Source organism: Cytobacillus sp. FSL W8-0315, assembly GCF_038002905.1.
Classification (GTDB): Bacteria; Bacillota; Bacilli; order Bacillales; family Cytobacillaceae; genus Cytobacillus; species Cytobacillus pseudoceanisediminis.
The window spans coordinates 142,866-156,544 of sequence record NZ_JBBOOC010000001.1; the positions used below are offsets into that span (position 1 = coordinate 142,866).

Genomic DNA, 13,679 nt, shown 5'->3' on the forward strand with positions numbered 1-13,679 from the left:
TCCATTTTGTTTCTCTCATTCTACTATACCCAGGAAAAGACTTAGTAAAAAAATGTATCCTTAAGGTTTCCTGCTTATTCATCGATCAGGCCGCAGTCAGCCATTAAAAAAGTGCGTTAATCGAGGATTAACGCACTTCTGCTCACTTACTTCGATATTTCTTGAATAACTTAATAGTAAAAGCCGTTTTCCCTGGTGCACTCTCCACATCTATGTACCCGCTATGAAGATCGACGATGCTTTTGGAAATCGCCAGTCCCAAACCCGAACCACCTGTATACTGGGATCGTGACTTCTCAACGCGGTAGAAGCGATCAAAGATATGTGGAAGATCAATGCGAGGTATGGCCTGGCCATAGTTAGCAATTTCGATCTCAATCATGTCTTTTCTATCATGTAGCGCAGCATCCAGATACCTGCCATCACTTCCATAGCGGATTGCATTTTGTATAAGATTTTCGAATACACGGGCCAGCTTTACACCATCCCCCTCTACAACAGGATCATCAACAGATGAAAATAATCGGAACTCCATTCCTGCTGCTTCCAATTGCACCTTTGTCTGTACGGCTATCTGATTAAGCATTTCCTCGATATTAATAGCTTCCTTATGCAGCTTGATCTGCTGGTTCTGCATATAAGTGTATTCAAAGATATCATTAATTAACGCATATAAGCTTGATGTCTTTGCATGAATGATTTGAACATAGTGGCGAAGCTCGACCTCATTACTGTACCGGTCATTATTAATAAGATCCAGGTATCCTATAATGGACGTAAGCGGAGACCTTAAGTCGTGCGCTACACTCGTTACAAGCTCATTTTTCAGCTGCTCTGTCCTTTTGACTTCCTTAATTGCCTCCTCCGATTTTTCAATTATCTTTTGTATGCCATCTGCGAGTGCCTGAAATTCCGGCTGCACGTAAAAACCTTCTGAAGCATTCTCCTGCCTTACCCATCGCTGAACATCCTCTGTCACTTTAATAAGATTAAGTGCAAGATATCGTTTCCGCTCAAACTGATAAAATATCAGCAAAAATAACCCGGTGGCCAAAAGATAGAAAACAAGGAAGAAGAATTCACGAAAATAGGATAGGATGAAAAACAGGCTCTCAAAAAATCTGGAATTGTCCTCTAAAAACCATACTGCCGGCAGGAGAACAGCTCCCATAACCACCGCCAGGAAAAGTGACAGCAGGATATACATCATGACTTTCCACTTAGGCAGATATCGGAGCAGATTCATAATATTATTTTTCAATTTTATACCCCACTCCCCAGACGGTCTGAATGACCGATTCACCTGGCAGCGCCGCTTCCAGCTTTTCGCGAATATTGCTGATATGAACCATGACAGTCTTGTTTGACCCTTCACCAGGTTCATTCCAGACCTTTTCAAAAATCTCCTCCGATGCATACACACGGCCGCGATTCTTAGCCAGCAAATATAAAATCTCAAATTCCCGTGCTGTTAGCTTTATTTCGCTTCCCTCAGCGGTAACGCCATGGCTCCGCTTATCGATGGCGACAGATCCGATATATAATACATCATCAGCTTTTCCAGTTGTTTTATAATTTGCCCTGCGGAGCAATGCCTTTACTCTCGCAGCCAGCTCCAGGGGATTAAACGGCTTAATCATATAGTCATCGGCACCAGTCATTAAACCCATGATTTTGTCCATATCCTCTGCCTTGGCACTGACCATCAGGATCGGCACCTGATTGTTTTTTCTGACATATTTGCAAAACTCAAGTCCATCCATCTTCGGCATCATGATATCTAAAACAATCAGGTCAGGAGGATCCTGCTCCAGTTTCTTAAGTGCTTCCATTCCATCCCCGGCTTTATCAATGATATAGCCATCATTCTTCAGATATACTTCTATCAAATCAGCAATTTGCCGATCATCATCAACGATCAGGATTCTTGTCATTGCCTGTCTCCTCCCATCAGCTAAAGCTGAAACTGTTTGAGCATACTATTTAAAGGAGTTACCTTAAACATGCGCTTAACAATCAGATATCCAATAACTGCTCCCAGAGTATTCGCAAGCAAGTCATTGATATCTGTGCTTCTTCCGCTTCCCAGCGTCACTCGAATGATCAGCTGCAGAAGCTCAAAGGAAGCACTCAGCAGAAATCCAAGCTTTGCAGCTTTCTTAGAACTGTCTTTCGACTTCATTATAAACGGTAAATACATGCCAAAAGGAATCAGCATAATAATATTTAACAAAAACGTTTTCAGATCGATTGTCAAAATGGGAATAAAATTGATTGCCTTATACCAGGGCGTCCGATTTGCATACATCCCTATATTCACATCGATTGGGAAAAAGACCAGATGCAGGACGCAAAGCAAGTAGATCCCGAAGGAAATCAGAACGGCAAGTTGTAACGGCCTTATCTTTTCCTTACGGTGCCTCATCCAGATCCAGAGCCCTATTAATCCCAGTAAAGCAGCTGGCAGAAGTACATACCATGATGGAATGGAAAACATTATCGACATTGTTTCTTTCAATTTAACTTCCTCCTTATCTTTCAATAAACATAGTATAGGAAGAAGTTCTAAAGAGTTTTTAAAGAAGAGATTAAGAATCAGTAAAAAGTTAGTACATAAATAAAACCCGCCCTGATTGGCGGGTTTTGTATTATGGAATTTAACACAATCTTTAAATTTTGCATACAGATGTTAAAAAAAACAAATGACTAATCGCCTCCCCCGCAGCCTCCGCCATCTCCGCCAAAGCCCCCTCCAAAACTATCACAATTATGCGAACTGCTATAATCTCCTGTATGGTGATAGGAAGAATGATTTTTTCCGCTGCCATAAGAACGATTCGATGGTCTGGAATCACCAATAGCGATCATGATAATAAGAAGTAAACCAATAATAATGAATCCTGACATTTCCATCACCCCTTATTTTTATATACGGATGATGGTTTATTTAGTTTCAGAAAATTAAAACAAAACAACCGATCCATTTATAAAGTTAATAACAGGCAAGTTCTGCCGAAAAAACTATTAAGATGCCTTTGAATAAATAGAAAGAAAGAGGACTTTAAAATGAAAGAAATGCTGGTTTACAGGTATGAAGATGTAATTCATGCCCCAATAGATTTGGTTTTTAAGTACGTCGATGATGATGAAAAAATAAAGCTCTGGAATACCATGCTGATCGAAAACATCTATGACAATGAGGAAAATAAACCAGTCCCAGTGCCTGGCACTAAGTTTGTCACCGTTCAGAAACTTGATAAAAAAATCATCAAAATCGATTCCGAATTAATTGAATATAAAGCTCCCCATAAAGTTGTTATGCACTCTCATTCCAAAGAAGGCTTAAGTATTTCAAAGTATCTCTTATCAAGAGAACACAACGGCACGCGCCTGATCGTGGAAGCAAGCCTTGTACCAAGCAACTTCTTCTATAAACTGACAACCAGACTATTAGGATGGACGGCTAAATTTGTGTTTGAAGAGCAATATCAGAACTTGAAGAGATATGTGGAAAATGAAGCGGTTGATGATGAATAACAAAAGGTGTCCTGGAACGGGACACCTTTTACTGTAAAAGCATATTTACTCTTCCTTCTTCACCCATTTATCATCATCATTCTTCTCATATTTCTTCTTCACTGCACTCCAGGCAACCTTAAAGGCCGTTTCTTCCTCGCCATATTCTTCGCTTGCAGAATTAAACGCTTCCTTAAAGATCTCCTGTGCGTGATGCGGAAGATTATCTTTGACGGAATCAGGCAGATCGCTTAGTTTATCATAAGGCATTTTTGCTTCCTCCCCTGCACATGTTCTTTTATGTATTTTTCCTAATTATGTGTGTTTTAAACACATCCCAGGAAGTCCCCATGTCCAGGAATAGCCACTCAGCTGCCCGTCATCACTCGGAAGGATTATTAATTAGTTCATCATAATACGCCTTCGGATTATAAATATGGTTATCAATGAAAAACTTCGCCTGATCTTTGAACATATCAATGTAAGACTCTCTGCTAATGGCTAAATCCCCTAAATCAGCAGTGTCTCCTTGAACTTGTACTGTATCTGCCTTTACGTCAACAACAACAGTCATATATATTTTATCCTTGTAAAGAACAGTTCCCGTCACTTGTTGTTTCACCAAGTCGACAAGAGGAAATTCATGGCGTACACCTGTTGGTTTAAACAGTGTATACCCTGCATTAGGTTTATCTTTATGATCATTCATTCTTCCACCTCATCATGTCACAATTCCCTTTCCATCGAGCCAAACTTCAGCAGAGTCAATAAAGTCAGGTCTTTTCCATGCAGTGATGGCATGTCTTTCTTCCATCCGTTCAACAAGGCTTTGGAAAAACATATCCCCCAAAAAATATCCCAATCGGCTATATCCAAATCTTTCACCGCCACGGATGGAAAACCATTCAAGAAATATCGCATCCGCTGTTTTAGATACATAATCTTCAGCAAATTCCAGCTTGATATCATGCTGTTTGGATATTGCGAATTCCAGCCACTCGTCCCCTCCATCATCGAAGGAAAAATAGACAGACGTGTTTAAACCAGGCTCTGTCATTCTGGAAAAATGGGTAGCCGCTCCTTCCTGATAAAGCAGCTGCGCATAAAAAACGGAAATGTATCAATAATTTTCATCGATTAGATCCAATCTTTCACATAAGCCACTAATCCGATCACAGAACCAATTACAGCGCCAAAAAGCACATAATAACGTGTTTCGAGCTGCTCGAGCTTTTTTGTCAAACTAATCCCTCCTGACCTTTGTTCCTGCTTTCTACGATAATTATTGGAAAAGGTTTCAAGGCATTCGTTAAAGACTCTAATCCTGTATTGGCAGCACCGTCGAATCCTTAATCTCCCTCAATGCCAGGCTGGTCTGAATCTTCGTGATTCCCAATTCATTCAGCTTCCTGATAAACATCTCCAGCCCCTTGCGATCCTTGCAGGCTACTTTCAGCAGATAATCATACTCCCCTGTTAAACAATGACATTCTAAAACTTCCTTCATTGATTCCAGCGTTTTTTCAAGAGATTCCAGTTTTTCAGCCTGGTGCATATTGGTGCTCATGAACACGAAGCATAATAAATCAAAGCCCAGCTTCTCATGGCTTAAAATAGCCACATGCTTCTGGATATACCCTTCCGCTTCCAAACGCTTAATCCTTGCATGTACAGCTGGAGCAGAAAGATTCACCTTTTTCGACAGTTCCAGATTGCTAATCCGAGCATCCTTTTGAAGCAAATCCAGGATTTTTATATCCAGGTGATCTAATACCTTGCTTACAATTGATTCCACTATCCATCAGCCCTTTTCAATTATTCAAAATACGGATCAAATCACACACTCAAACTGAATATTCTACAATTATAATCTTATATACTTTTAATTATTTTGAATTAATTTCATTATACAAAATTATCTTTTGTTTTTTTAAATAAATGTTAAAATTATTCATATAAATAATGTCATTGTGCACAATGGCTCTGAAAAGGAGCTTAATGACGTGAACTATTATCTTCTCCTTCTTTTAACAAGTCTTCTCTGGGGCGGAAATTTCATTGTAGGAAAAACGCTTGTGGATCATGCATCTCCTATTACCTTAACCATTTTAAGATGGGCCATCGCCATTATCTGTCTCGTTCCTCTTGTCTGGCATAAAGAGAAACGGCTGCTGCCGCCGAAAAATGCAATCCTGCCATTACTGCTAATGGGCATCACGGGAGTAGCTTTGTTCCAGGCCCTGCAATTCATGGCACTGGAAAAAACATCGGCCACCAGCGTTGGCTTAATCTCTACATTAAATATGTTTTCCATTGCTGCCTTCTCTTTCATTTTTCTAAAAGAAAAAATAAACATACTGCAGCTCATGTCCATGTTCATTTCATTGTTTGGCGTACTGCTGGTCCTTTCAAAAGGTAGCCTGGAGTTACTGGTCTCTCTTCAGTTTAATAATGGGGACCTTTATATGATGGCCGCGGTGGGCATGTGGGGAATCTATTCGGTCTGCAGCAAATGGGCCATGTCTTTCGTTACACCTATGATGTCCATCTTATACTCAGGCATATTTGGCCTTCTCGTGCTTTTGCCGTTCAACACTGCTGGTTTCACCGTTACAGATGTCAGTGCTTCCTTTCTTTTATCCATTCTGTATACGGGTCTGATTTCAACAGTCCTATGCATGGTACTCTGGAACATCGGGGTCAACCAGCTGGGACCAAGCACTTCCGGCCTGTTCCTAAACTTTAATCCCATTTTCACAGCCATCTTAGCTTTTATCTTCTTAGGAGAGGTCTTGAACTGGATACAAGCGGTCGGAAGCATCATTGTCATTGCGGGGTGTTTCTTATTCTCTGCACTTAAAACCAGGACTGGAAAAACAACAATGGGGATTCCTGCACCAGTATTTATAAGTGAGCCGGTTAAGGAGAGATAAAAAGCAGTGCCTGCCCCTTTATATGGAGCAGGCACTTTAGACTGTCGACAAACTCGATGAAAATCGTGCTTGTCTGCAGTCTTTTTTATTTTAAAATAGAAGTAATACAAAGCTTGAGGTGATTTAAATGCTTTCAAAACATAATCCAATTCAACGGGATCAAATTGAAATGGTTGCTTTAGACGAACTTGTACCGGCGGACCATTTGGTCCGCAAAATTGAAGCGGCGATTAATTTCTCATTCATCTATGACTTGGTAAAAGATAAGTATTCAGAAAAAGGCCGCCCAAGTATTGACCCTGTAATATTAATTAAACTCACATTTATTCAATATACCTTCGGTATTCGCTCCATGCGTCAAACAATTGAAGAATTGAAAACGAATATGGCTTATCGATGGTTTTTAGGATATGGCTTTCACGATAAAGTTCCTCACTTCTCAACTTTCGGTAAAAATTATGAGCGCCGATTTAAAGACAGCGATCTCTTTGAACAAATATTTTACCGAATCTTAAAAACCGCAGCTGAAAAGAATTTAATTAGTGCTGAACACGTTTTTGTAGATTCTACTCATGTAAAAGCGAGTGCAAATAAACGCAAATTTGAAAAGAAAGTTGTTCGAAAAGAAACCCGTGCTTATCAAGAACGCCTTCAAGAGGAGATTAACCAAGACCGCGAGGATCATGGAAAAAAGCCGTTTCCACCTGATAAGTTTGATAAAGAAGAATACAAAGAAATCAAGGAAAGTACAACAGATCCAGAGAGTGGCTACTATGTAAAAGATGAGCGTACAAAACAGTTCGCTTATTCTTTCCATGCGGCTGCAGACCGCAACGGCTTCGTGTTAGGCGCAATTGTAACCCCTGGTAACACGCATGATAGTCATATTTTAGAGCCATTGGTAGAACAAGTCATTGAGAAAGTTAGTAAACCAAAAGCTGTTGCGGCAGACGCAGCCTATAAAACACCTGCTATCACGAGCTACTTATTGAAAAACGACATCACACCTGCTTTACCTTACACACGACCTCGCACAAAAGAGGGTTTCTTCAGAAAACATGAGTATGTTTATGATGAGCATTTTGACTGTTACATTTGCCCAACTGGTGAGATATTAAAATATACTACAACTACAAAGGAAGGCTATCGTCAATATAAATCAGATCCTCGAATTTGTGCTGGATGCCCTTTCTTGTCTCAATGCACACAGAGTCAAGCACATCAAAAACTGATTCAACGTCATGTGTGGGAGGAACATGTGGAAGAAGCAGATCATCTTCGCCACCATCAAGACGTCAAACCGATCTATGAAAAACGCAAAGAAACAATTGAACGAGTATTCGCAGATGCAAAAGAAAAGCATGGCATGCGTTGGACAACCCTCAGGGGACTTAAAAAAATGTCGATGCAGGCGATGCTTACTTTCGCTGCCATGAATTTGAAGAAAATGGCCAACTGGACTTGGCAAGGTCCAGAAATGGCCTAAATGATAACCTCGGAGAGGTCTGCAATTCTCTGTAATTACTTGAAGTCCTACAAAAAATCAAAAAAAGAGTTCGGAATGAGACTATTCCGAACTCTTTTTGTCTACAAACTGCAGTGCCTGCCCCTTTATAGGGAGCAGGCACTTTGATTCCTTCTAATCTTTTGAGTAATTAGGGACAGTGTACCTGTCCCATTGTCCCCGCTTATGCCTTTTTGGCAACAGCTTTCTTTCTTATACTTTTAACGATAGGCTCATCTTGATTCCGGCTTTCACTCATCGCTTTTAGCTCATCTTTTAAGCCCTTATAAGTGGAGTAACACATGAAAAGCATGAGAATGGCTAACGGGATGGATGTGGCAACCAGGGCTGACTGTAAGCCGGATAGGCCTCCTGTCATAATTAATACAGCAGAGACCCCAGCAATTACAATCCCCCATATAACTTTTGTTGAGTGAGATGGATTAGGGTTTCCATTTTCACTGATCATCCCTAATACAAAAACAGCAGAATTCGCAGAGGTTATAAAGAAAACAAGTACAAGTACCATAGCTAAAATACTTAAAAAGACACTCATTGGAAAATAATCGAAAAACTTAAATAAAGCAGAGGTTACATCGGTGGAAACCGCCGTTGCAATCGCTGTTTCGCCCATGTTCTGAATGAGATCAATGGCCGAACCGCCCATCACGGCAAACCAGAAGAATGCTCCTGCAACAGGGATAAAGATGGCCCCGATCATAAACTCTTTGATGGTTCTGCCCTTTGAAATTCTGGCTACGAAACTGCCGACAAGCGGAGCCCAGGCGATCCACCAGCCAAAATAAAACAGTGTCCAGCTTGCAATCCAGGTTCCATCACTATAGGGCTCAGTCCTAAACGACATCCCAATGAAATTCTGGGCGTAATCCCCTATCCCTTGAAAAAAGATCTTTAAGATGGATTGGGTTGGTCCAAGAAACAATACGAATGCCAATAGTGCAAATGCCAGCAGCATATTAAGGTTGGACAAATGCTTCATCGCTCCCTGAAGGCCTGAAACAGTGGAACCGACATAAATAAAACTTACAACGAGAATAATAGCAACTTGGGTATAAAAGCTTACCGGAAGACCCCACAGATAATTCATACCGCTATTCACTTGAAGCGTTCCAAATCCCAGCGATGTGGCTATGCCAATGACAATGGAAAGAATGACAACGACATCAATCAGTTTGCCAAAAGGGCCCCTAATTTTGTCTCCTATTAATGGATAAAAAACAGAACTCAGTGAGGCCGGCAGCTTTTTGCGGAATTGGAAAAATGCTAAGGAGACTCCTACAACTGCATAACACGCCCATGCAGAGACCCCCCAATGCAGGTAAACAAATTGCATTGCCAGCTTTGCGGATTCTTCTGAAGATCCTTTCCCAAAGGGAGGATCAATATAGTATGAAACTGGTTCTGCCACACCCCAAAATACAAGACTTATCCCAATAGAGGCACTGAACAGCATCCCTACCCATGTAGCTGTTTTGTATTCTGGCCGATCATGATCGTCCCCCAGCCTGATTTTCCCGAATCTTGAAAGCCCAATATACATACAAAAAGCAAAGAAGAAAAAGACACTGCCCAGAATAAACCAGCCCAAGTTATTATAGATAAATTCCAGTGAATGATTTGAAAAGCTTTCCATTTGCTTTGGGGCAAAGACCCCTATACTTATTAAAACCAAACTTATGGCTAACGAGGAAAAAAAGACAGTTTTTTTACCGTTCATGCCAACACTCCTCTTTCCAGAATATTGAATTTTCAGTATTTTAAATGTAAGCGGTTTCCTGTTATTCCAAAAAATAAATGAGAGAAAAGGTAAATCGGACTAGCGCATAAAAAATAGTACTCTTCCTTTTCACCTTCACAATTATTTTGATCGTTAGCAGATTCCCTGACCCATAACGGTCACTTTATCTATTTATCAGACTTTGCGGTGCATTAGTATTCTTCCCATCTAAAAAGTGGAAACAGGTTTATAACGACCGCCGCTAATAAAAGTTAAGTATAAAAGAAATGGAAGAAAAATCAACCTATACCATAGGAAGAATCAATTCTTCCTATGATATCCGCTGACTTTTAAACCTTTAGTTTACCAGATACAAGCCGGGTCTCCATGATGTCAATAATCCGATTACCCACTTCCGCGGTAGATGCGGTTCCTCCCATATCCGGTGTAAGTGTCTCATCCTCGATCAGCAAATCCTCAATGGCTCCAAGCACTTGTTTTCCATATTCCTCATAACCAAAAAAGTCAAGCATCTGACTGGCTGACCAAATGGAAGCAAGCGGATTGGCAATCCCCTTACCTGCAATATCAGGAGCAGAGCCATGAATAGGTTCAAACATGGAAGGATACTTTCTTTCAGGATTAATGTTGGCACCAGCGGCAAGCCCTATTCCTCCTGCAATAGCAGCACCCAGGTCTGTTAATATATCGCCAAATAAATTGGAAGTGACGACCACTTCAAACCTCTTTGGATCCTTAACCATCAGCATGGCAGCGGCATCTACAAGGTAGGAGGCTGTTTCCACATCAGGGTATTCAGAGCTTATTTCTTCAAAAACCTGATCCCAGAAAACCATTGAATAATTTAATGCGTTCGCCTTTGATATGCTTGTGAGAGACCTTCCTTCCTTACGAGCTGCTTCAAATGCATACCGAATGATTCTTTCCGTTCCTTTTCGGGAAAACACACTATTTTGCAGGACAACTTCATTTTGCTGCCCCTTAAACAGCCATTCACCAGCACCCGCATACTCTCCTTCGGTATTCTCACGGATAAAAAGCATATTTATCTCTTCCCGTTTTACATCCACTAAGGAAGTTTTTGCCCCTTTCAGTAAATGAACAGGCCGGATATTCACATATTGATCAAAATCTTTGCGGATTCTTAAAAGCAGATCCCATAAAGAGATATGGTCAGGGACGCCGGGAAACCCGACTGCCCCCAAATAAATGGCATCAAACTTCTTTAATTCTTCCATGCCATTTTCATCCATCATCTTTCCGTGTTTCGCATAAAATTCACAGCCCCAAGGGAAATAAGTAAAATCAAAGCGGAAACCTGAATCCATCGCCGCCACTTTATTTAGTACTTTGATCCCTTCGCCAATCACTTCAGGTCCAATTCCATCACCTGCTATAACCGCAACTTTATAAATTTTCACAAAAATCTCCCTTTACCTTTAGTTATTATTCCAGACAATTAATTTCATCTCGGTCATTTCTTCAACTGCATATTTGATGCCTTCCCGTCCGGTGCCGCTTTCCTTTACACCGCCATACGGCATCTGGTCAACACGGTAGGTTGGAACATCATTGATTATAACTCCGCCAACATGAAGTTCCTGCGAAGCAAAGAGGGCATGCTTCACATTATTTGTGTATATTCCCGCCTGCAGGCCAAACCGCGAGTTGTTGACATGCTTTATGGCATCCTCAATGGAACTGAATTTGTTTACGACGACAACGGGAGCAAAGGCTTCCTGGCAGGATACTTTTAAATCATGCTCCGCATTGATAATAATCGTAGGCTCAAGCACCCCATTTCGAAGGCTTCCTCCGGCTGCAATAGATGCATTCGTGCTTTTTGTTTCCTCAATCCATCCTAGTACTCTATCAGCCTCTCCTTTTGAAATTAGAGAAGAAATATACGTATCCGGTGCAAGCGGATCGCCAACTTTCAGCTGCTTTGCTGCCTGAATAAATTTTTCTGTGAATTCTTCATATACCTCTTCATGTGCATAGATGCGCTGAAGCGAAATACAAACCTGACCCTGATTCGAAAAAGCCCCCATTATGCAGCGGTCAATAATCTGGTCGACATCTGTATCTTTATCAATGATTAAGGCTGAATTCGATCCCAGCTCCAATGTTGTTTTCTTTAAGCCTGCTCTGCTGCGTATCCCAATCCCAACTTCCGGACTTCCTGTAAAGGTGACCATGCTGACCAGGTCATTTCTGACAATTTCTTCCCCTACTACACTTCCAGGACCGGTTATAACGTTTAACACACCCGGCGGCAGGCCTGCCTCTTCAAATAATTCGGCTATAAACAGTGCCGAGAGCGGTGTCTGTGAGGCTGGCTTCAAGACAACTGTATTCCCTGCGGCAATTGCCGGTCCTACCTTATGAGCTACAAGATTCATAGGGAAATTAAAAGGAGTTATGGCTCCTATGACCCCAATCGGCTCTCTCAATGTATATCCAATACGGCCAACCCCGCCTGAAGCAGCATCAAAAGGAATCGTTTCCCCATGAATGCGCTTAGCTTCCTCAGCCGAAAATTTATACGTTTCGACCGTTCTGGCAACTTCCGCTTTTGAGAACATAATAGGTTTGGACGACTCTCGGGTAATGATCTCTGCAGCCTGATCCGCTTTTTCAATCAAAAGCGAAACGACTTTTTCTAAAATCTCAGCTCTCTTGTAAGCTGGCATTTTTGCCATCAAATGCCTGGATTCGTAAGCAGCTTCAATGGCCATTTCAGTCTGTTCTTTATTCGCCATCGCGATTTGGGCAATTTCTTCCCCGGAATAAGGTGAAAAAAGAGATGCGTATCGATCTGTTTCTACTTTTTTTCCATTAATCATTAAATACTTTTTTGCTGGCTGAACTCCGGTTATTTTACTCATTTAGGGCCTCCAATACCATTTCATGAAATTGAACAATTGCTTTTTCTGAGGATGAATATCTGCCTTTGCTGAAAGCTCGGGAGCGAAAACCAATTTGTTCCAATTCTACCAATTCAATATCTTCCGAGCGGACTTGCTCCGCAAACGTCATTAAATCCTTTTCCGCCTGGGACAGGTTCTCATCACGGAAATAATATGTGTAGACAGCCATGGATGTTTCATGATCAATCGGAATAATTTGAATGGTCGCCATATTGCCTGGCCCCGGATAAATGGTCAGCATCAGATTTGGCCATAGCCAGTAGAATTGGCCGCCTTGCATTTCGGCATCATTTAAATCAACTGTTCCATATTTTTTATCTGGCTTGACAATTGTCCCTTGCATGGAATAATTCTCACACGTAATAATCTGATAATCATTCATATCAAGTGCAGCAACGAAGCTTGGATGTGCAACATGGCAGTGGTCACACTCCAGGTAGTTATCCATAAAAGCCTTCCAGTTCGCTTTAAATGTACGTGTTTTTTGGCTGGTTCTTTTTAGTTCGCTTAAAAAGGAATTCTTGCTCAACCTTTCAAAGAAATCTCCATATGACTCACTTAATGGCTTTGCATTGTCATCCAAATTTACAAAGATAAGTGATTCCAAAATTTCCATCCGCACCGAACGCAGACAGGCATCCTTTACACAAGCCTCGTCTTCCCCTCTAAAGTTAGGCGCTTTATTCAGCTGGCCATCAAGCTTAAATGTCCATCCATGATAAGAACATTGGAGAATCTTTTTATTCCCGGCTGCATTTTTTTCAAGCTTTGTTGCCCGATGTGGACAAACATTGTAAAAGGCACGGACTACTTCATCTTTACCGCGGTTTACGATAATAGGCTCGCCGGCCACTTCTGCAGTAAAGAAATCTCCAGCCTTTTCCACCTGACTAACATGTCCTACGAGCTGCCAGGACCTTGAAAACACAAGGTCCATCTCTTTTTCCAGAACTTTGGGATCTGTGTATTTGTCATAGGTTAAGGTTCTTTCAAATGTACGATTTGTTGCATTTTGCACTTTATTGTAAGCAGTCATG

The 13,679-nt window shown here is 41.2% G+C and carries 15 protein-coding genes; 3 read left to right on the plus strand and 12 right to left on the minus strand.

The features are described 5' to 3' along the window. Positions 1-142: 142 nt before the first annotated feature. The 4 genes from MKY20_RS00805 to MKY20_RS00820 form a co-directional block, all read right to left on the minus strand. Positions 143-1,261, minus strand: a complete 1,119-nt coding sequence (locus MKY20_RS00805) for a sensor histidine kinase (protein WP_009335413.1) — start codon at positions 1,259-1,261, stop codon at positions 143-145. Beyond that, positions 1,251-1,934, minus strand: coding sequence for a response regulator transcription factor (locus tag MKY20_RS00810; protein ID WP_009335414.1), 684 nt, complete (start codon positions 1,932-1,934; stop codon positions 1,251-1,253). Before MKY20_RS00810 ends, MKY20_RS00805 begins: the two co-directional genes overlap by 11 nt. Before the next feature lie 20 nt (positions 1,935-1,954). Further along, entirely contained in the window at positions 1,955-2,518 is a 564-nt protein-coding gene (locus MKY20_RS00815) for a VanZ family protein (RefSeq protein WP_009335415.1), read from the minus strand. 188 nt (positions 2,519-2,706) lie between these two features. Continuing rightward, positions 2,707-2,907: a hypothetical protein gene (locus MKY20_RS00820; RefSeq protein ID WP_009335416.1), complete on the minus strand. Its 201-nt coding sequence runs from the start codon at positions 2,905-2,907 to the stop codon at positions 2,707-2,709. A 159-nt stretch (positions 2,908-3,066) separates the two neighbouring features. Between MKY20_RS00820 and MKY20_RS00825 the strand changes: the two genes are divergently transcribed. Beyond that, on the plus strand, positions 3,067-3,537 hold the full coding sequence (locus tag MKY20_RS00825; RefSeq protein WP_009335417.1) for an SRPBCC domain-containing protein: 471 nt from the start codon (positions 3,067-3,069) through the stop codon (positions 3,535-3,537). A 45-nt stretch (positions 3,538-3,582) separates the two neighbouring features. Here the strand turns inward: MKY20_RS00825 and MKY20_RS00830 are convergent, their stop codons facing one another. The 4 genes from MKY20_RS00830 to MKY20_RS00845 form a co-directional block, all read right to left on the minus strand. Continuing rightward, entirely contained in the window at positions 3,583-3,786 is a 204-nt protein-coding gene (locus MKY20_RS00830; protein ID WP_251174135.1) for a ChaB family protein, read from the minus strand. Positions 3,787-3,898: 112 nt separating this feature from the next. Next, positions 3,899-4,225 carry a hypothetical protein gene (locus MKY20_RS00835; RefSeq protein ID WP_192908115.1) on the minus strand — a complete coding sequence of 109 codons (327 nt, stop codon included), beginning with the start codon at positions 4,223-4,225 and terminating at the stop codon, positions 3,899-3,901. 12 nt (positions 4,226-4,237) lie between these two features. Then, positions 4,238-4,573 (minus strand): hypothetical protein, encoded by a 336-nt coding sequence (locus MKY20_RS00840; protein WP_251174137.1) that lies wholly within the window; start codon positions 4,571-4,573, stop codon positions 4,238-4,240. 261 nt (positions 4,574-4,834) lie between these two features. After that, positions 4,835-5,311 (minus strand): Lrp/AsnC family transcriptional regulator, encoded by a 477-nt coding sequence (locus MKY20_RS00845; protein WP_009335421.1) that lies wholly within the window; start codon positions 5,309-5,311, stop codon positions 4,835-4,837. Positions 5,312-5,519: 208 nt separating this feature from the next. Between MKY20_RS00845 and MKY20_RS00850 the strand changes: the two genes are divergently transcribed. Together MKY20_RS00850 and MKY20_RS00855 are read left to right on the plus strand one after the other, a co-directional pair. Continuing rightward, the gene (locus tag MKY20_RS00850; RefSeq protein ID WP_019381064.1) at positions 5,520-6,449 is read left to right on the plus strand and encodes a DMT family transporter; all 930 of its coding nucleotides are present in this window, start codon (positions 5,520-5,522) and stop codon (positions 6,447-6,449) included. Between the two features lie 127 nt (positions 6,450-6,576). Beyond that, on the plus strand, positions 6,577-7,935 hold the full coding sequence (locus tag MKY20_RS00855) for an IS1182 family transposase (protein ID WP_251266574.1): 1,359 nt from the start codon (positions 6,577-6,579) through the stop codon (positions 7,933-7,935). Positions 7,936-8,137: 202 nt separating this feature from the next. On the opposite strand, the gene MKY20_RS00860 is transcribed toward MKY20_RS00855, so the two are convergent. The 4 genes from MKY20_RS00860 to MKY20_RS00875 all read right to left on the minus strand — a co-directional run bounded on the left by MKY20_RS00860 (position 8,138) and on the right by MKY20_RS00875 (position 13,678). Continuing rightward, on the minus strand, positions 8,138-9,691 hold the full coding sequence (locus MKY20_RS00860) for a BCCT family transporter (protein ID WP_009335424.1): 1,554 nt from the start codon (positions 9,689-9,691) through the stop codon (positions 8,138-8,140). Between the two features lie 350 nt (positions 9,692-10,041). Continuing rightward, entirely contained in the window at positions 10,042-11,133 is a 1,092-nt protein-coding gene (locus MKY20_RS00865; RefSeq protein ID WP_251175556.1) for a tartrate dehydrogenase, read from the minus strand. A gap of 18 nt (positions 11,134-11,151) precedes the next feature. Continuing rightward, the gene (locus MKY20_RS00870; RefSeq protein WP_019381067.1) at positions 11,152-12,600 is read right to left on the minus strand and encodes an aldehyde dehydrogenase family protein; all 1,449 of its coding nucleotides are present in this window, start codon (positions 12,598-12,600) and stop codon (positions 11,152-11,154) included. Continuing rightward, the gene (locus MKY20_RS00875; RefSeq protein WP_251175557.1) at positions 12,593-13,678 is read right to left on the minus strand and encodes an aromatic ring-hydroxylating oxygenase subunit alpha; all 1,086 of its coding nucleotides are present in this window, start codon (positions 13,676-13,678) and stop codon (positions 12,593-12,595) included. The genes MKY20_RS00870 and MKY20_RS00875 overlap by 8 nt, the downstream gene beginning before the upstream one ends. Position 13,679 lies beyond the last annotated feature (1 nt).

Excerpts from the sequence above, each read along its gene's own strand:
- MKY20_RS00810 (WP_009335414.1), bottom strand. The coding sequence starts at position 1,934 with ATGACAAGAATCCTGATCGTTGATGATGATCGGCAAATTGCTGATTTG.
- MKY20_RS00820 (WP_009335416.1), bottom strand. The coding sequence starts at position 2,907 with ATGTCAGGATTCATTATTATTGGTTTACTTCTTATTATCATGATCGCT.
- MKY20_RS00825 (WP_009335417.1), top strand. The coding sequence starts at position 3,067 with ATGAAAGAAATGCTGGTTTACAGGTATGAAGATGTAATTCATGCCCCA.
- MKY20_RS00830 (WP_251174135.1), bottom strand. The coding sequence starts at position 3,786 with ATGCCTTATGATAAACTAAGCGATCTGCCTGATTCCGTCAAAGATAAT.
- MKY20_RS00835 (WP_192908115.1), bottom strand. The coding sequence starts at position 4,225 with ATGAATGATCATAAAGATAAACCTAATGCAGGGTATACACTGTTTAAA.
- MKY20_RS00840 (WP_251174137.1), bottom strand. The coding sequence starts at position 4,573 with ATGACAGAGCCTGGTTTAAACACGTCTGTCTATTTTTCCTTCGATGAT.
- MKY20_RS00855 (WP_251266574.1), top strand. The coding sequence starts at position 6,577 with ATGCTTTCAAAACATAATCCAATTCAACGGGATCAAATTGAAATGGTT.
- MKY20_RS00860 (WP_009335424.1), bottom strand. The coding sequence starts at position 9,691 with ATGAACGGTAAAAAAACTGTCTTTTTTTCCTCGTTAGCCATAAGTTTG.
- MKY20_RS00870 (WP_019381067.1), bottom strand. The coding sequence starts at position 12,600 with ATGAGTAAAATAACCGGAGTTCAGCCAGCAAAAAAGTATTTAATGATT.
- MKY20_RS00875 (WP_251175557.1), bottom strand. The coding sequence starts at position 13,678 with ATGACTGCTTACAATAAAGTGCAAAATGCAACAAATCGTACATTTGAA.